Annotated in this window: 14 protein-coding genes and 1 pseudogene; 8 read left to right on the top strand and 7 right to left on the bottom strand. The window is 41.9% G+C overall.

Features of this window, described 5'->3' with window-relative positions:
• Positions 1-190 precede the first annotated feature (190 nt).
• The 3 genes from ACQ86H_RS24030 to ACQ86H_RS24020 form a co-directional block, all read right to left on the bottom strand.
• Entirely contained in the window at positions 191-697 is a 507-nt protein-coding gene (locus ACQ86H_RS24030; protein ID WP_431292735.1) for a hypothetical protein, read from the bottom strand.
• Between the two features lie 559 nt (positions 698-1256).
• Positions 1257-1667: a hypothetical protein gene (locus ACQ86H_RS24025; protein ID WP_431292734.1), complete on the bottom strand. Its 411-nt coding sequence runs from the start codon at positions 1665-1667 to the stop codon at positions 1257-1259.
• Positions 1668-1986: 319 nt separating this feature from the next.
• Positions 1987-2376, bottom strand: coding sequence for a CPCC family cysteine-rich protein (locus ACQ86H_RS24020; protein WP_431292733.1), 390 nt, complete (start codon positions 2374-2376; stop codon positions 1987-1989).
• Between the two features lie 331 nt (positions 2377-2707).
• On the opposite strand from ACQ86H_RS24020, the gene ACQ86H_RS24015 reads away from it, so the two are divergent.
• Complete coding sequence (locus ACQ86H_RS24015) at positions 2708-3679, top strand: aldo/keto reductase (RefSeq protein ID WP_138820219.1); 972 nt, start codon at positions 2708-2710, stop codon at positions 3677-3679.
• Complete coding sequence (locus tag ACQ86H_RS24010) at positions 3680-4492, top strand: helix-turn-helix domain-containing protein (RefSeq protein WP_138820221.1); 813 nt, start codon at positions 3680-3682, stop codon at positions 4490-4492. It begins immediately after the preceding gene.
• A gap of 154 nt (positions 4493-4646) precedes the next feature.
• Here the strand turns inward: ACQ86H_RS24010 and ACQ86H_RS24005 are convergent.
• Together ACQ86H_RS24005 and ACQ86H_RS24000 are read right to left on the bottom strand one after the other, a co-directional pair.
• Positions 4647-4924: pseudogene (locus ACQ86H_RS24005) on the bottom strand (transposase).
• A gap of 142 nt (positions 4925-5066) precedes the next feature.
• Complete coding sequence (locus tag ACQ86H_RS24000) at positions 5067-5195, bottom strand: hypothetical protein (protein WP_256377598.1); 129 nt, start codon at positions 5193-5195, stop codon at positions 5067-5069.
• 429 nt (positions 5196-5624) lie between these two features.
• On the opposite strand from ACQ86H_RS24000, the gene ACQ86H_RS23995 reads away from it, so the two are divergent.
• The 6 genes from ACQ86H_RS23995 (at position 5625) to ACQ86H_RS23970 (ending at position 14413) form a co-directional block, all read left to right on the top strand.
• Positions 5625-7262 carry an alpha-L-fucosidase gene (locus ACQ86H_RS23995; RefSeq protein WP_431292732.1) on the top strand — a complete coding sequence of 546 codons (1638 nt, stop codon included), beginning with the start codon at positions 5625-5627 and terminating at the stop codon, positions 7260-7262.
• A 177-nt stretch (positions 7263-7439) separates the two neighbouring features.
• Positions 7440-9008, top strand: a complete 1569-nt coding sequence (locus ACQ86H_RS23990) for a glycoside hydrolase family 43 protein (protein WP_431292731.1) — start codon at positions 7440-7442, stop codon at positions 9006-9008.
• Positions 9009-9087: 79 nt separating this feature from the next.
• On the top strand, positions 9088-11139 hold the full coding sequence (locus ACQ86H_RS23985) for a glycoside hydrolase family 43 protein (protein ID WP_431292730.1): 2052 nt from the start codon (positions 9088-9090) through the stop codon (positions 11137-11139).
• A gap of 166 nt (positions 11140-11305) precedes the next feature.
• Entirely contained in the window at positions 11306-13123 is a 1818-nt protein-coding gene (locus tag ACQ86H_RS23980; protein WP_431292729.1) for a glycoside hydrolase family 97 catalytic domain-containing protein, read from the top strand.
• Positions 13124-13589: 466 nt separating this feature from the next.
• Positions 13590-13814, top strand: coding sequence for a hypothetical protein (locus ACQ86H_RS23975; protein ID WP_431292728.1), 225 nt, complete (start codon positions 13590-13592; stop codon positions 13812-13814).
• The gene (locus tag ACQ86H_RS23970) at positions 13811-14413 is read left to right on the top strand and encodes a hypothetical protein (RefSeq protein ID WP_431292727.1); all 603 of its coding nucleotides are present in this window, start codon (positions 13811-13813) and stop codon (positions 14411-14413) included. Before ACQ86H_RS23975 ends, ACQ86H_RS23970 begins: the two co-directional genes overlap by 4 nt.
• Positions 14414-14531: 118 nt before the next feature.
• Here the strand turns inward: ACQ86H_RS23970 and ACQ86H_RS23965 are convergent, their stop codons facing one another.
• Both ACQ86H_RS23965 and ACQ86H_RS23960 read right to left on the bottom strand, forming a co-directional pair.
• Positions 14532-15812: a PepSY-associated TM helix domain-containing protein gene (locus ACQ86H_RS23965; RefSeq protein WP_431292726.1), complete on the bottom strand. Its 1281-nt coding sequence runs from the start codon at positions 15810-15812 to the stop codon at positions 14532-14534.
• Between the two features lie 28 nt (positions 15813-15840).
• On the bottom strand, positions 15841-18330 hold the full coding sequence (locus ACQ86H_RS23960; RefSeq protein ID WP_431292725.1) for a TonB-dependent siderophore receptor: 2490 nt from the start codon (positions 18328-18330) through the stop codon (positions 15841-15843).
• Positions 18331-18571 lie beyond the last annotated feature (241 nt).

Here is an 18571-nt window from a genome sequence, read left to right as displayed (position 1 = left end):
GATGCACACAGATATAAAAATCCGTGTTTATATGCGCGCATCTGCGGTTAAAAACCTTAACTTAATGATACTGGGCCTTTGCGAGGCAGCGGGGGTAATATAACGGCTCAAATGCTACAGCAGCTCAATAGGTATGAAAGCATTATTGAAAACAGCGTAGGATTGACTGACCAGGCAATATAACGGTAACTCATCCTAAAGCTGCAACGATATCCGGGGCTGTAATTCCTGCCACTATACCACCAAATATACAAAAACCAGCCAGGATAAACATTGGAATGGCGGCAACCATATAGTACATTGGCCTGCTTTCTCTAACCTGGATAAAGTATTCGTTGTAATTAACCAGCTTTGCTGGAAATAACCCCGCAACTACTTTTTCAAAGGAAGAAACACTTGATCCTCCTACAATATTTAAACAATAGCTGCCGATATCCGCTCGGAAACGGTTCATTTCCATTCGCCCGGTGTCGAAGCCATTGAGACGTGGGCTGAAAATGGATCTTGGTAAAGAGATATTTTCACCTGAGGATACCTTGCTTAATTTCAATTGAAACTTATCTGCCGGGGTGCGCCTAAATAATTTCCCTTTTTGCCATATCGAATAGATTCCTGGCCTGCTGATCTCAAAAGTGACTTCCTTTTGGGTAAAAGGAATCTCAACGATCATCTCTCCATTAAAAATACCTTTGAGCATTAGGATCGCTTTAACAAGTATTAATACCCCAAAGGGTACCAGACAAAAAAATAAAACCCTGATTATGGTTAAGCTCATTTTATTAATTATTTAAGGCATGCTGGACTTCTTGCTATCCTGCAAATATATCGCCAATAAAATCATGAATTTGAAAGAGGTATCATTGAGGCTGAAGCCCGGCAAAACTAATGGTTACCACAGGTTTTAAGTAGAACGTATTTTCCATTTCAAAATATTATGATACTATCATCAGGATATATTCTAAATAACTGATATGGGCAAAGGTAAAGCATTCGAAAAGCATTGTCAACGAGGTGCCTATATGTAAGTGAGTTACCAAAAAGTCAGTTTTCTGGAAATAAGTAGGTCTATTTTAATATAACCTTTATTTTCCGCAATTGACTGGTCTATCCAATAATTCGCCATGTGCAAGTTTAAATTCAATGGAGCGATTGAGTTTTTCTTCATCTTTACCGCTCCGGGGATTGAACTCGTTACCATAAACAGAGAGCGTTAGTTTATGCGCTTTTTTAATGCGGCTTTAAATACTGTCAATTTATCATCGCCTTTTGCAAAATGGATCACCAAAATTTTTGCCATCCAGAAGAAATTGAATTCTATTGCCATTTTTAGCGTTTGAGCTAATGTAATCTATACCGCCGTAATTACCATCTCCATAGCTATCACTATATTCGATAAGAAAACCGGGCTTCCCCTTTTCTATACAATTAAGCCACAAGCTCATCTCATAGTCTTTATTAGAATAGTTGAATAGGCGGTCGGCATCTTTTTTAAAACGCAAAATAAACCAGCCATCCTTAGGTAATGATTTTTTCCAGGATGAAAGTTGCTTTTCTGACAATGTTTCGGGTACCTGTAAAATATGGTCGTTTGTTTGGGCTTGTAAAGCATACATGCTGATCGTTAGCAGTAATGTTAAAATTCCTTTGCTAAATCTGGTTAAAATCATAAGGTCAATTTTTGTAAAAGTAAACTAATCAAATAGGTTAGGACTATTATAAACAAAAAACAATTTCCTTTGCAGACTTTGCTTTTTCTACGAGTAGGTCAAACTGCCCAAATAGTTGGTCGGGATGAGCTTCAAGTTTTTTAAAACTATGATCGCAATAACCACGCCAGTCAAAATGTGTGTGCCATAAATCAAATCAGGCATATTCAGGGTCATTCGAAGTTAAATCCTGAACAGTTCCTGTTTTTTACCCAAAGACTTTTATAATAAAGTCTAAGTTCCTAAGGTTTTAGCCTGCTCATATTGCTGGATCTCAGCTTTATTTGTGAAATAGTTTTTCCAGCCCATACACATCGTTTTTTGTCAATAAGTCAAGTATTTCATTCTGCATATTAATGATTTCTGTTGTAGCGTTGTTTTGCTCAATGAAATGGTCAAGTACGTTAAATCTGTTTTTCAGTGTTTCCATTAAATGGTTATCACTAAAATTAGTGTTCAATAGTTTACGTTTAGCTTCCTGGAAAATTACCCGCCGTTCTTTTAAGGTCATATCATTTGGCCCACTGTCTTCATTTTCTTCAAAGTCATCAATGCCATCGTCTTCCCAAAAACATATCCCACAAATATCAAATGAATCTCTTTCTTCCAATGTTAAATAACCACAAACAGGGCAGGAGTTTTTTAAAATGTCTGCACTATTTACATCCACTCTCTGCTTACCAATTTTCAGTGGGAAGTTCTTTTGAAAAAGTTTCTCCGTTCTTTAAAATTGTCGGTATAATTTTCCTGTTCTTCCATTTGTGGGGTGTCTTTTAAGCTGATTGTTAATGTTTTTTGGTTTGGCGATGTGACGGATTTAAGGTAATAATTAATTAAGATTTTTTCAAAGAGATTAGGTATTCATTTTAATGAAAGTACATTATGATGGTTGCAGCAGGCCTTGGATGCTAAAAGAATTACCTTGGTAGGTGAGCCGTACAGACAAAATATTTGAGCTGTAGGAGAAAGTTTTGGGCGTTTCGAATGTTGATCTTTGTTTCATGAACAACATCGAAAAAATTCAGTTGGGTCAAAATGGCCCGCTCGTGTCTAAACTTGGTTTAGGCTGTATGCGCATGTCTTCAATTTGGGGCGGTTCTACACCCGATGAAACAGAAAGCATTGCTACGATCCATGAAGCCTTAGATCGTGGCATTAATTTTTTGAATACAGGAGATTTCTATGGCGCTGGTCATAACGAAATGTTAATTGGAAAAGCCATTAAAGATAGGCGTGATGATGCCTTTATCAGTGTGAAATTCGGAGCCATTTTTCACAATGGTGAGTGGCTGGGATTGGATTTAAGGCCCATCGCAATCAAAAATTTTATCAATTATTCGCTCACCCGTTTGGGGATTGAAACCATCGACCTGTACCAGCCTAGCCGAATGGATGGGAGTGTACCGGTAGAAGACATCATCGGAACCGTTGCCGACCTGGTTAAAGAGGGGAAAGTGCGCCACATTGGTGTTTCTGAAATTACGGCTGAGCAGCTTCGCAAGGCAAACGATGTTTATCCCATCAGTGCGCTCGAAATCGGTTATTCATTGGCCGACCGTCAAATAGAAAATGATTTGTTGCCTGCAGCAAAAGAATTGGGCATTGCCGTAGTGGCCTTTGCCAATACCGCTGAAGGCTTATTAACCGGTGAAATGAAAGCACCACTTGCAGAAAATGATTATCATAATCATTTCTCCCGTTTTCAGGGTGAAAACCTGGTTTATAACCTCGAAAAAGTAGAAGTATTGAAACAATTGGCCGACAACAAAGGCTGTACACCTACACAGCTTGCTATTGCCTGGGTAAAGGAGCAGGGCGACAATATTATGCCTTTAGTTAGCATGAGCCGCAGATCGCGCCTGCCCGAAAATATTAAAGCGCTCGATATTGTATTTACACCGCAGGAAATGAATACTTTAAATACTACATTTGCAGTAGGTGCCATACGTGGCGGAACTTATTTACAACGTTAAATGACGAGTCCAGCAGAAATTCTCCCCGGTGTAATTTTTTATTCTTACCTCTCTGCCGAGCGGAAAGAGAAAGTGTGCTTTTGGAACCACCATACCCTGGTATTACAGGTTTCGGGGCAGTTCACCTTACAAACCGTTGGACAAAGTATTTCGATGACCGGAGGAGAACTGATGTTGATTGGCAAAAACCAGCTGGGAACGCTCACCAAAACACCGCTGCCCGGAGGAAACTATGAAACCGTCGTCATATCCCTGCAGGAAGACCTTTTACGAAAGATCGTGTTAGAGGAAAAACTCGAAGCAGACCGTAAATATACTGGTCCGCCAAACATTTTAATTCCGTCGAACGAATTCTTGCAGGGCTATTTTCAGTCTATTATCCCTTATGCCCGAAGCTCGGGTGCCACCATGACCGATGAAATGGGTATTTTGAAAGTGAAAGAAGGAATTAAACTGCTATTACTTGCCCTGCCGGCACTGCGTAACTTTTTATTCGACTTTTCAGAACCGCATAAAATAGACCTGGAAAAGTTTATGCTGAGCAACTTTCATTTTAATGTGCCGATCGAAAAATTCGCTCAGCTTACCGGTCGCAGCCTGGCTGGTTTCAAACGCGATTTTATGAAGACATTCGGTGCGCCACCCCGCCAATGGCTGCAGGATAAACGCCTAAGGGAAGCCAAACACCTCATCGAAAGCAAACATCAGAAACCTTCTGCCATTTACCTCGACCTGGGCTTTGAAAGTCTGTCGCACTTCTCGCATTCTTTTAAAAAGAAGTTCGGCATGGCACCTACTGCATTAAATTCGTAAGGTATAATTATGAAGACATGCTGCGGCTGTTATTTTATGATAAATTAACGAGAGTTATGGGGCATAATTAAAATATACCAGACTTTCTGGCCAACCAGGAATATGCGCAAAGGCCAGCATAAAGATTTACTAAAGTACTGATTGGACTGTCTTGTTATTCAATATCGCATACCGTTTTTAGAATATCATTTACCGATTCTATGAGTCTTCTTTTGTTAAGGAGCATTTTATGTTCCATTTTCAAGAGTTTATTTTTCATGTTCTTTTTCAGCTTGTTATTAGTAATAATCCCTTATTCATCAAACTTTCTGATGCTTTTGCATTAATAAACCCTTTGTCTGCAAAAGCGTAGCCTTTGAGTTTTCCAAAGAATTTAACCATGGTATCAAGGTTGTTGTCGGCAACATTCCCAGGGGTAAAAAAAGCATTCATGATCTCTCCAAAGGCATTGATAATCAGGAACAATTTAAGCCCATAGGAAAATAAATCATGTTTTCCTTTAAACACGAAATAAAGATCATGCAAACCCGTCAACGATTTAACTGGTGTTTTTATACTTCTCCAAATGTCACCCTCACCTTCTTATAATATTCACTACGCCTAATAATGGGCCATTTATAGCATCTCTACGTACTTCGATCTGACCTCCATAAAGCGCAGCTACTAAAACCTCCAAAGCATTTGCCCCTTTTGAAAAATCCACATTTCTTACTTTGATATAATCTCTGTTATTATCATTTGGCAGGAAATTCTCATTTAAAACCGCCTACAACAGCTTAAAACCCTGCTTAGGAAGACTTCTTCACTTCTGGTCATTCTTTCTTTTTTCAGGCTCAAGGTATGTAAAACCTGTACATGGAGAAGCTAAATCAGTATGATATATCGTGATTATTTCCATGTTTATATAAATCGATTTATTAAAATCATCTTTCTTATAAAGCCAAATCAAAATAAAAAAAGTCGGTTTTGTACAAAATAATGTCTTATTTGGTTAGTTTTTTTAGGATAAGGTCACTTATTTTTGAAAGAACAAGTTATTTGTATACTATAAATAAATTGAACACCAAATGAACCGAGCCAAGCCATGATGAAGTATATGCATCATTGTGTCTTTGCTAAAGACTAACCCAATATGAAAAGAAGAACCTTAATTAAAGGCATAGCGTTAAGTTTACCATCGCTATACCTATCCAAAAGTTATGCAGGCCAACTGATTAATGTACCCTATGCGGCAGGTCCATTTAAGCCCACCTGGGATTCGCTCTCTAATTATCAAGTGCCCGAATGGTTTCGTGATGCCAAATTTGGGATGTGGGCACATTGGGGGCCACAGTGCCAGCCAGAATTTGGCGATTGGTATGCCCGGGAAATGTACATGGAAGGCGGGCACAAATATAAATATCACTTAGAAAAATATGGACACCCCTCTAAATTCGGTTTTAAAGACGTAATTAACGAATGGAAAGCGGATAGGTGGGATCCTGAAGAATTGGTTGGATTATATAAAAAAGCAGGTGCAAAGTATTTTATGGCTATGGCCAACCATCATGACAATTTTGATATGTTCGATAGCACCCATCAGAAATGGAATTCAACCCGGATAGGTCCTAAAAAAGATATCATCGGCGGTTGGGCGAAGGCGGCTAAAAATAATGACCTCCGCTTTGGGGTGAGTGTTCATGCTGCGCATGCCTGGAGCTGGATGGAAACGGCACAACGAGCAGATAAACATGGGCCAATGGCCGGCATTCCTTATGATGGAAATGTAACCAAAGCTGATGGTGCAGGAAAATGGTGGAATGGTGAAGATCCACAGGAACTTTATGCACAAACTCACCCACTTAGCAAAAACAGTGAAGATAATGGCATGATCCATAGCCAGTGGGCCTGGGGCAATGGCGTTTCGGTACCTTCAAAAGCTTATTGCGAAAAATTCTACAAACGTACCATTGAACTTTTAGATAAATATGAACCAGATGTGATCTATTTTGATGATACCATATTGCCATTATATCCGATCAACGATGCCGGGTTAAGGATTGCTGCCCACATGTACAACCAGAGCATCAAAAAATATGGTAAGCTGGAAGCGGTGTTGTTCGGTAAAGTATTGAACGAACAGCAACGTAAATGTATGGTATGGGATATCGAAAGAGGACAAACCAGTGGAATTGAAAATGAACCTTTTCAAACCGATACCTGTATCGGTGCATGGCATTATGATCGCCCTATTTATGATCATAATGGCTATAAAGATGCTAAAACGGTGATCCATATGTTACTGGATATTGTGAGTAAGAATGGTAACCTGATGCTGAATGTTCCGGTGAGGGGCAATGGCACAATCGATGAAAAGGAGCGGGCAGTAGTGGAAGGCATAACCGCCTGGATGCAGCAAAACAGTGAATGTATCTATAGTAGCCGCCCATGGAATTTCTTTGGTGAAGGTCCCGCGATGGCATCGGCTAAACCACTAAGCGCGCAAGGGTTTAATGAAGGTAGCGGAGTGCCGTTTGGTCCGAACGATTTCCGCTTTACCACTAAAGGCAAAGATTTGTATGCTGCAATGCTGGGCTGGCCATCAGATCGAGCGGCACTTATACAAAGCTTATCATCAAACAAAGTAAATAAAATACAAAAGGTAAGTTTGTTAGGTTATCCAGGATCAATTGAGTTTGAACAGAGTGGAGAAGGTTTAAAAATTAAGCTTCCTGAACAGGCACCAGGTGCTATTGCCTATGTATTTAAAATTCATGGAGCTATTGTGTAAATAATATCAGGCTGCTGAAATGAGTAGGTTATCTCTCAATCCTGAAATCAAGGGAACCAGATATTAAATTGTTAAAACACATCATTCAGGCGCTATATTGCTGCATGAATGACTTATTCAAGTCGATATATGATTGTTAATAAAGTGATACGAAAGCATCTGCTTATGCTGCTTTTCGTGAAGCTATGTTTATACACCTTTACTTTCGCACAATCTCCGGTTGCTGCACCCACCTGGGGCAATTGGACACATTGGGGAGATCAGGGTGATGGTACTTATCGTAATCCCGTTTTACCTGGCGATTACAGCGATGTAGATTGCATCCGCGTGGGTGATTATTACTATGCTGTCTCCTCTACTTTTCAATATTCACCCGGATTTGTGATCCTGAAATCTAAAGATCTGGTAAACTGGCAAATACTGGGCCATGCCGTTAAAGATATTACTACCATTTCTCCAGCTATGAACTATAACCAGATGAACCTGTACGGAAAGGGAATATGGGCCGGCGCCATCCGTTATCACAACAATCGTTTCTGGATTTATTTCGGAGATCCGGATGAAGGCTATTTTATGAGTTCTGCAGCTAAGCCTGAAGGACCATGGTCACCCTTACACCGGGTGTGGGCTGAAAAGGGTTGGGATGATTGCTGTCCTTTCTGGGATGAAGATGGGCAGGGTTATCTCATCGGAACCCACTTTGCAGATGGCTATAAAATTCATCTTTTTAAAATGACGGACGATGGCAAGTCGCTGATCAAAGATTCAGATCAGGTAATTTATCAATCCCATGGGAGCGAAGCCAATAAACTGTACAAAATCAAAGGCTATTATTATCATCTTTTTAGCGAGGTGCGCAACAACGTTCGCGTTTTAATGATGGAGCGGTCTAAAAATATTTATGGGCCTTATGAAGGGCCACGACAGCTGAGCGAAGGTCAACCTGAGTTTAATGAACCCAATCAGGGCGGATTGGTACAAACCCAAACCGGAGGTTGGTACTTCTTAACCCATCATGGTTCGGGCGATTGGTCCGGACGGGTTTTAAGCCTGCTGCCTGTAACCTGGCTGGAGGGCTGGCCGATAATCGGAAAACCTAATGACAAAGGCATCGGCGAGATGGTATGGTCGGCGCCTATGCCCGTAAAATCAACCCGTAAAACCCAACCGCAAAGCAGTGACGACTTTAATGCCCGTATCATTCAGCCGCAATGGGAATGGAACTACCAGCCGAAAAAAGATAAATGGTCTTTATCTGAAAGAAAAGGCTGGTTGCGGTTGCATGCCTTTAAACCTTTAAAAGATCATATTTTTTCTGCCGGCAATACCTTGACGCAAAGGGTTTACCGCACATCGAAAAATACAGTTACCGTAAAGTTTGATCTCCGCGGAATGGCCAATGGGCAAAAAGCCGGTTTATCGCATTTCGGTGTGCCTGATTATGCTATGCTGGGGTTTGAATGTAGCGGCGGGACTAAAAAGCTATCCTTTACTACGAAAGATAAAGCTTTATCAGGTCCTGAATTTCAGGGAAATGAAGTTTGGATCCGCTCAGCCTGGGGACTCGATGGTCAGAGTACCTTTAGTTACAGTACAGATGGCCAAACATTTAAATCATTTGGTGAGCCTTACCAACTTCGCTGGGGATCTTACCGGGGTGATCGGATTGCCATTTACAATTACAATCCTCTTGACAAAGGCGGTTATATTGATGTAGATTACCTTCATTATGATTATGATAAATAAAATATTAAGACACATAAAATTCCCTACACTTTTTATCCGGCAGTATTTTAAACGGTCATTAAAACTAACATGCTGTGCTTTGCTATTCATTTTAAGTGCATCAAAGCTTTATGCCCAAAGCTCCTGGACGGCAGATAATGGAAATGGTACTTATACCAATCCGCTATTTTATGATGAATTCTCCGATCCGGATCTTATTCGCGTAGGTGATGATTTTTACCTCACGGGTACCACCATGCATAGCGTACCCGGATTACCGGTGCTGCATTCTAAGGATCTGGTTAACTGGAAGGTGATCGGCTATGCAATGGACCGTTTTCAGCAGGGAGCAGAATTTAATCTTAAAGATGGTAAAGAAGCCTATGGACAAGGTATATGGGCACCCTGTATCCGGTACCATAACGGGGTTTTCTATATTTTTTCCAATATAAACAAATATGGTTTGCAGATTTTTACGGCCTCCAATCCTGCCGGGCCGTGGAAACAGCACCAACTGAAAGGTCACATTTATGATTTGTCGGTATTGTTTGAGAACGGAAAAATCTATGTTGTTTATGGTGTCGGAGAAATTAAACTCATTGAATTAAAACCTGACCTCAGCGGTTTTATAGAAGGTAGCGACCGCGTGATCATCCCCAGGGGAAATGCCATGGGCGAAGGTAATCACCTTTACAAAATCAACGGAAAATATTACATTACCAATGCCGATAACGGCCGCCTGCAATGTGCCCGGGCCGCTAATATTGAAGGGCCTTACGAAACTACCGTAGTAAGTGCTAAAGAAACAATGGGTACAACCCTGGGTTGGTTTACCCAAGATATGGGGCAGGATTCTGCCTTACCTGCTGCGGATGCCAAATTATCGATGACAAAGCAAAGCGATCAGTTGTTGGGATCGGTTCCCATGCACCAGGGTGGTATTGTAGACCTGCCCAATGGGGAATGGTGGGGCTTTTCAATGATGGATTTCAGGGCAGTGGGTAGAACAACCTTTCTATCACCTGTTACCTGGAAAGAAGGCTGGCCTTTCTTTGGCCTTGAAGGTAACCTGGGCAGATCTCCACGAACCTGGTTTAAACCCAATGTGGCCCAACCCGATCGTCCGCAGGTACCTTACCAACGCAATGACAACTTTAATGCGCCACAGTTGGCCTCTGCATGGCAATGGAACCACAATCCTGTTGATGGCAAATGGCAATTGAAGGGAGGAAGCCTGCGCCTGCATACCTTACCGGCAAAGGATTTCCTTTGGGCAAGAAATACCCTGACCCAACGGGGTGTTGGCCCTGAATCCGAAGCTACTGTAGAATTAAACGCTCAAAAACTGAAAGACGGCGATATTGCCGGTTTGGGTTTAATGAACATCCCTTATGCCTGGATGGGCATCCTTCGGGAAGGAAATCATTTTGTTTTCCGCATATTTGACCAGTACCGGCAAAAAACAATCAACAAACCCTTAAAATCGCCACGTATTTATTTACGTGCCTTCGGGAATTTCGACGAGGATATTGCCCGGTTGAGTTACAGTACCGATGGCAAAACATTTGAGAACGTAGCCGACAGCATCAGGCTTCCCTATCAGTTGAAAACTTTTCAGGGAACCCGGTATGCCTTATTTGCTTATAATACCAAAGGAAAGGAGGGTGGCTATGCTGAGTTTGATCACTTTCAGTTAAATGAACCCTTAGCCGACCGTACTAAAAATCTTCCGCTGGGAAAAATAATTACATTAACCAATCTGGCCGACAGTCGTCAGCTTTGGCCAAATCCTCATGGTATGCTTTGCCCGGGACGTAGTTTTACCGTGAATAGCGATTCTGCCTATCAGTTTCGCGTGTTAGACCGTGAGCAGGGTAAAGTAGCCCTGCAGGCACTTAACGGAACTGGCTTTTTAACTATTACCAGCCAGGGTTTATCTGCAGATGTACGGCTGATCAAGGAGGAAACACCGGGCAGCCTGTTCGTATGGCAGGATATGTTGAAGGGGCAGTGTATGCTGCTATCTTTAAAAACTAAACGTTTTGTCGGCTTAGATCCGCATACCGGAGAATTATACGGTGCAGATTGGCCAGGCACTTTACCTAACCGGAAAGACGGAACCGTTTTCAGCTGGCAGGTGGTGAATGAATAAACATTAAGCTGAATAATTAAAATATTAAAAACACAAATCACAAATGACACTTCGAAAATCTTTTATCTTTTATACCTTGTTAACTTCGCTTTGCTGCAGCGTCACTTACGCGCAAAAAGGCCAGTCATACCCTATAATATCGCCCAATGGCAAAATCAAGCTGGTAATGGAATATCATCAGCTGGCAACTGCTGACAGTACCACATCCGCGCAGTTTGATGTCTATTATCAGACCAATGGAAAATGGGAGCCAATTCTTTCCGACACCGAAATCGGTATTGCAACCAAACAGGAGCAATTTAAAAATCTTACCTTGAAAAGTGCCGGATCAGTTAAGCGCCTGAACACCCAATATGAAATGGTAAGCGGTAAAAGAAAGCTTTGCAGCAACCAGGCAAATGAAAGCACATATACCTTTGTCAATGCGAACGGAAAGTCGCTCAATGTCGTTTTTCGTGTCTATAATGATGGTATTGCTTTCAGGTATGAATTTCCGAAATGGTCAGACCAACTGGTTCATATCGAAGATGAATATACCACCTTTAACATTCCCGTACAAACGGATCGATGGGCACAGGCTTATGATCCGGGATATGAAGATTTTTATCCCTACAACAATAATGGTAAAGGAGAAAAAAGCCAGGAATGGTCTTATCCTGCATTGTTCAAAACCAAACAATTGCAAGTGTGGTATCTCATTTCTGAAGCCGGAAACAGCGAATTTAATGCAGCTTCCAGGTTGGTGAATAATAAAGATATTAACCGGTACAAAATCAGCTACTCGGCAGGACGGAAAAGTTTTCCGCAACAAGGTGACATGAGCACTTTACCATGGAAGTCACAGTGGCATACCGTCATGATTGGAAGCCTGGCAACTGTTGTAGAATCTACCCTGATTACGGACGTGAGTGAACCTAGCCGCATTGCACAAAAAGAATGGATTAAGCCTGGTGCGGTGGCCTGGATTTATTGGGCCTACAACCATGGATCTAAAGATTACCAAAAGGCAGTGGCATACACCGATCTGGCCAAAAATATGAACTGGCCTTATGTACTAATCGATTGGGAATGGGACGTGATGGGCAATGGTGGCAAACTGGAAGATGCCGTTAATTATGCCAAGTCGAAAGGTATTAAACCCATGATCTGGTACAATTCAGGCACGACCGACTGGTCTGATGCTACACCTGTGGACCGCATGAGAACCCGCGAAAAACGCATCAAAGAGTTTGAATGGTTAAATAAGATCGGGGTTTACGGAATTAAGGTAGATTTTTTTGCCGGCGACCAGCAGGACATGATGAAATTATACCTGGATATCCTCAAAGATGCTGCCGATCATCACCTCATGGTAAACTTTCATGGTGCTACTATTCCGCGTGGGTGGTCAAGAACCTACCCGAATTTAATGTCTGTAGAAGCGGTTTACGGTGCAGAATGGTATAATAACCGTGATATTTTGACTAATAAGGCGGCCGTACATAATACCACTTTACCTTTTACCAGGAATGTAATTGGTCCTATGGATTATACACCGGTTACCTTTTCTAACAGTCAACACCCGCACATTACTTCTTATGGACATGAACTGGCACTCTCCGTGGTATTCGAATCGGCCTTGCAGCATTTTGCAGACCGTCCGGAAGCATACTATGCACTACCGGATGCCCCAAAAAACTTTTTAAAGGCCTTACCAACCGCCTGGGCTGAAACACGTTTGTTGAGCGGTTATCCGGGTAGTCATGTGGTTATGGCGAGAAGAAAGGGTACAAAATGGTATATTGGTGGATTGAATGGACTGGAGGATGCTAAAGTTTTACAATTTAGTTTAGATTTCCTGAAAAATAAGGAAGCCAGGATCAGCATCATCCAGGATGGTGAATACGATAAATCTTTTAAAACAAAAATGCTGGTATGGCGCAAAGGACAGCCGGTGAAAATTAACTGTTTGCCTCGTGGCGGTTTCGTAGCGGTGGTTGAATAAAGGTTTTGCATCAGGCCCTGAGCCGTGATGATTCCGAAAACAATAAAAAAGCAAAATGGAAAACCATAAAAGAAGGAAATTTTCAGGTATCGATCACAACTGGGCAATATTTCAGAGAAGGTCCTGATCTTTTGGTAGTTTGTTAATTTAACTGAAGCGCATTCTGGCTGTTTTTCCACGTAGGGCACTAAGACTTGTGTTACTAGATATGGGATTTCATATATTTTATTCCTTACTACAATATTTGCCCAAATTTAAAACGCAAAAAGCCGATCTTTTGGTGAGCTTTTGATCAGTAGCCCGCGTTAGACAATTCTCGAACTGTTTTTTGGATGATTTACGTGAATTAGCTTTCTTAAACTATGATCTGAATGTTTGAAATCAATTTGTTCTGTTGCAACCGCGTTATGCAAAATCCACAAGGTTATTTATATTCACAAGATATTTACTAACCTTTTCGCCATTAATGAAAAAACTGTTAACATTGATTACCCTGTTTATCGTAGCGCAAAATGCAATAGCACAAAAAAATGCGCTGAGAAAGATTGCTGACAGCATTAATACAGAGGGGGAAACACTTTATCGTTCTGAATGGGCTTCAGGTCATAGTACACAGATTTTTACCTCCGGTTTCGGCGGGAAGAAGCGTTTATCCGGGGGATATTTTTCTTATGAGAAAGAAAAAAAATGACCACTATCTTTTTTTCTAAAAATAACGATCCGGTAGTGTTGGCGACAGTTAAGTTTGGCCATAGTTTAGACTCGTCTAAATATAGTATAGACACTGCAACAAGAAAATTTACCGAATTTGAAAAAGACTTGTATGCTATCCGGTCGAAAGCTGCACAGGCTGTTTTAAACGACACGCTTTTTAAATTTTATGAAAATACCAGTTTAAATCTTATCCCCATTATAAAAAATGGGGCAAAAAAAGTATATGTCATCACTGCGCAAACAGCACCGGATGAAGTGTTATTAGGAAATGATTACCTGATTAATTTTGACAGAGACAATAATATCATTAAAAAGACAAAGCTTCATAACAACCTTATTCCCCTGGGAACCGGTGGTATAGACGCGATAGAAGCATCCTCACATCAACACTTAGGTGAAACAAGTCCTTATATTACCGCGACAGATATTTGTGCATTTAAATTATGGAAGGCAAAGACCACTTGGGTGATCAGTTTCACTGTCTCAGCTGGATATGTATCTGCATGGCACTTTCGCGATGAATTTTTAGAAATTCTAACCCAAGCCGAATGGGAAAAAATAATGAAAAACAAATAGTATAGGCATTCAAGCTTTATAAATTCGAAATAGAAAATCTACCTATGTCTTACCGGCACCTTTTAGATCAGATGTTAACACAAAAAAGCCCCGGCTTTTCAGATCCGGGGCTTTATGTTTATATCTCTGCGAGCAGTTTTTCTGCTGATTTGGAGGGGATTACGTCAGGTTGCTTCGCCAAACTTTTCCCCGGCTTCTTACTCTTTTTCTTAAACTTCCGGCCATACCATACCAAGAATCCTGTAACCGGTAAGCTAGCGCCAATAAGTGAAGCCAGGAAGGCCATTACCTTACCCGGAAATCCCAGGATACTGCCTACGTGGATATCGTAATTCATTTTTCGCAGTTTCTGACCAAACGAGGCTTGCGCATATTCTACCGAATAGGCATCCTGTCGCTTTAACTCCTTCAGGCTATGTTGGTCAAAAGTGTAGCCTTGGCTATTATAAAACTGCCCTTTATTTGGATAGACGGTGATGTTGATGGCAGCCTTAGCTTCTGCCGTATCCGCAAAACTGTAATAAAAACCCATCGATTTAGGATGGCGCGAAATGACCTGATCCCAGGCCATATCCATTGCTTTTTCCGGTGCATAACCCTTTCCTTTTAATGTCGAGTCTGAGTCTAAACGCTTGTATTCTGCGAGCTTATCGCCACCTGATGTAACCCAATACATCCCCTCACTATACCATTTAATACCATATACCATTCCTGTAAGGGCTATAGCTGCCAGGAACAATAAGGCATAAAAGCCAGGTACGTTGTGCAAGTCGAGGTTTACCCGTTTAAAAGATGCACCCCATTTAATCTTAAAACTTTTATCGCGGGTTGATTTATTCCATTTCTTCGGGTACCACCAGATCAGTCCGGTGATCAGCAGAACTACAAAGATCATGGTACCGTAATTAACAATTGGTCGCCCTATTTCAGAAGGCATCCAGAGAAAACGGTGCCCGTTTAAAATAAACCTGAAGAAATCTGATTCACCTGGTTTATGTTCCTCGATACTAATCACCCCACCTGTATAAGGATTTATTTTTAGTATGGTATTTCCCGTACGGCGATCCCGCGGACCGGCATTAGCCGCCCGTAAATTTAAGTTGATGGCCCTGCCTTGCTGGTAATTGGCGTACGATGGCACTTTCTCCGGGTACAGCTTCGCAGCTATCCGCATCAACTCGGAGGGTTTAACCACAGGCTTATCTTGCCAGGCTACTTTTGTTTCAGGCTCCAGCAAACCGGTAATTTCTTCATTAAATACCCACATGCAACCGGTAAGGCATACAATCAGGACAATGATACCAGATATCAAACCTAACCACAAGTGCAGCCAGTTGTTAATGCGCTTAAAAAGCGTGTCCTTTTGCTTCTTCTTTCCCGGATTTTGATTCTTCGTCATTGTGCCTGTGTTTATTGATCAGATATGCTTATTTAAACCTGTAGGTAATGCTCAATCGTGCGTTGCGCGGAACCTCATAGATATAGGTATAGTAAGAAACAGATGTTGCAGTTTCAGTTGCCAGCTTGGTATATGATCCCTGTGTCAGCAACCTGCGATCCAAAAGGTTATTCACTACCGCAGCGATGGTTATTTTACCTTTTTCATAAGAAACACCTGCGTCAAAACGGTAATAAGCAGGTAACATCAATGGAACAGAAGTTGATCCCGCGTAACGATCCAGTTGAATCTGGTAACCCGCGCTCAATCCAAAGCCGTTTAATAAAGCACCTTGTTTCTGATAGCGGTAAGATAACCAGCCATTGGTAATGTGCTTAGCAGAGTTAGGGGTGTGTCTGCCTACCAATTCTGGTTTAGCATCTTCACTTACCTTGGCATCAGTGAGCGCATAATTTAATACAAGGTTCAATCCAGGGGTAATTTCCCCGTTTATATCCAGTTCAATACCTTTTGAGATAACACCCCCCAATTGGATCTGGGCATTTGGGTTTGCAGCCAGATGTGCCGGATCCAGGTCTGCGGTTAATACATTTTTCTTCTTAATGCGGAAAGCGGCAGCCGTTACGTTCCATCTACCGTCAAAGAAATCCTTTTTCAAACCCAGTTCGATGTTATTACCGCGGATAGGCTTGAAAGGGTTTCCGGCATAGTCCTGGCCGGCAACAGGCAGGAAGCTCTGATCATAGAGTGTATAGGCACTGAAATCTTTTGCCAGGGTTACACTCAAACCAGCCCTGGGGCTGAAAACATTATCAGATATCTGTGTAAGGTTTGTTTTTCCCACCGTTACCGCATGTGTGAAACGGCCGGCTAATGTTAAACGCACACGTCCATCCAGCATGCGAATTTCGTCCTGTAAATAAGCGCCGGTATAGGTCAGGTTGGTGGCATATACATTTGATCCCGAACGGTTCTGAATGCTTCGCGAACGATCAAAGACAGGAATATTGGCAAAAGGAATCCCGTAAACCGGGTTGTAAATGTTGAATTTAGTGCCGTTTGCCAACTGAAGATCAGACTGCGTTACGCTGGAAAAATCACCCCAGGTTTTCAGGTTGCCCATATCTAGTCCGCCTAAAATACGGTGTACAACAGATCCCGTAGCAACATCGCCCATCAGGCTAACCTGTATGTTTTTGTTAATGGCCAGCTCCTCACTGATATTGAGGTAACGTTTCATATCGCCATTTGGTGCAATTGTTGAAGGCCACGGGGTACCTCCATCTAAACCATAACGGAGATAAGCAGCTTGTGCATTAATCTTCCAGTTATTATTTAAACGGTGGCTCACATAAAGCGTGGCATTGTGGTCATAAAGCTTTGCAGGGTCCAGTGCCGGGTCGCCCAGGAAGAAACTGGGATCTGTATCGGCGAAGCCTTTCGGCGAAAAACCATAAGAGCCCAATGCCTGTGCCTCTACATGCTGGGTAGTATATTCAGCTGTGATTAAAGTATTGCTGTCTACCTGATAGCTAATTACGGGTGCGATAACGTACTTATCCGTGTAATTGTATTTGTTGTAGCTGTCTTTACTTTGTGCTGCCACATTCAGGCGAAACAACAATTTACCGTCGCGACTTAACTTACCATCCAGGTCAACAGCGGCGCGTCCCAGGTTATAACCTCCGCCTGCTACACTTACCGAACTGTGGTTTTGACCTGTAGGCTTCTTAGTTACCACATTATAAATACCGCCGGGTTCACCGTTGGCCATCATAAAGCCAGAAGGACCTTTTACGAATTCGATGCGATCAATAGTTGCCGCATCGTCAGCTAACGGGCCCCATGGCATTTTTTGGTTCATCCCGTTCCGGAAAGCAGGAATACTCGTGCCGCGCATGAAAATATTGGCATATTGAGCGTCCCAATGGCCTACGCGCATGGTACCGCTCACATTCCTGGTTACGCCATCTACAATATCAAACACCTGCTGATCAGCCAGTACCTTGCTGGTTACCACCTGAATGTTCTGCGGTACTTCGATCAGAGGAGATTGTAACCGTAATGAGGAGGACACTTTATCCACCTTATATTTTTTCTTATTCGTGCTTACCTGTACCTCGTCTAACTCTGAACGATTTTCTTTTAAAGAAAAATCAACAATTACGGTACCACGGAATGAAACATGTATCTGTTTTTCTTTTGGATAAAGGCCAACCGCAGAAACTACAAGTGTATAATCGCCAACCGGAACACGCCGGATTTGGTATAAGCCATCCTCGTCGGTAACCGAGCCAAAGCGGGTGCCTTTCAGCACTACCGTTACATTAGCAGCTACGCTACCATCAGAAGTGGTGATCCTGCCTCTCACTATCCCGGTTTGTTCATCATTCCGGCTTTGAACAAGACTATCTGTAGGATTTGTGTAACTTCCTGTCAGAACATGAGCAGAACTGGCATGAGCTGCAAATATTCCGGTACAGCACACACCTAAGCGTAAAATTTTCTTAAATTGCATTTACTTTTAATTTGATGTTAAAGGTGTCAGGGCTTAGCGCCTGTATCGCCACACGGGGTCGGACCCGTGTGGCATTTTTTTGCAAAGTTAAGTTTATTAAGAATAAATCCAAATAGATGGGCAAATTTGAAAATTATACCTTGAAAATAATGAGGCGTGTAACCAACTCATAATTTCGTACTGTATCCGATGGCATATATAGAGATCAGTATAAATTACAAAGATATTTTTTTACTAGCGC

It is taken from the genome of Pedobacter sp. P26 (assembly GCF_050632135.1).
Classification (GTDB): domain Bacteria; phylum Bacteroidota; class Bacteroidia; order Sphingobacteriales; family Sphingobacteriaceae; genus Pedobacter.
Note: the sequence above shows the minus strand (reverse complement) of the source record. Positions and strands in the feature narration are given on the sequence as shown.

Excerpts from the sequence above, each read along its gene's own strand:
- ACQ86H_RS24030 (WP_431292735.1), bottom strand. The coding sequence starts at position 697 with ATGCTCAAAGGTATTTTTAATGGAGAGATGATCGTTGAGATTCCTTTT.
- ACQ86H_RS24025 (WP_431292734.1), bottom strand. The coding sequence starts at position 1,667 with ATGATTTTAACCAGATTTAGCAAAGGAATTTTAACATTACTGCTAACG.
- ACQ86H_RS24015 (WP_138820219.1), top strand. The coding sequence starts at position 2,708 with ATGAACAACATCGAAAAAATTCAGTTGGGTCAAAATGGCCCGCTCGTG.
- ACQ86H_RS24010 (WP_138820221.1), top strand. The coding sequence starts at position 3,680 with ATGACGAGTCCAGCAGAAATTCTCCCCGGTGTAATTTTTTATTCTTAC.
- ACQ86H_RS23995 (WP_431292732.1), top strand. The coding sequence starts at position 5,625 with ATGAAAAGAAGAACCTTAATTAAAGGCATAGCGTTAAGTTTACCATCG.
- ACQ86H_RS23980 (WP_431292729.1), top strand. The coding sequence starts at position 11,306 with ATGGAATATCATCAGCTGGCAACTGCTGACAGTACCACATCCGCGCAG.
- ACQ86H_RS23975 (WP_431292728.1), top strand. The coding sequence starts at position 13,590 with ATGAAAAAACTGTTAACATTGATTACCCTGTTTATCGTAGCGCAAAAT.
- ACQ86H_RS23970 (WP_431292727.1), top strand. The coding sequence starts at position 13,811 with ATGACCACTATCTTTTTTTCTAAAAATAACGATCCGGTAGTGTTGGCG.
- ACQ86H_RS23965 (WP_431292726.1), bottom strand. The coding sequence starts at position 15,812 with ATGACGAAGAATCAAAATCCGGGAAAGAAGAAGCAAAAGGACACGCTT.
- ACQ86H_RS23960 (WP_431292725.1), bottom strand. The coding sequence starts at position 18,330 with ATGCAATTTAAGAAAATTTTACGCTTAGGTGTGTGCTGTACCGGAATA.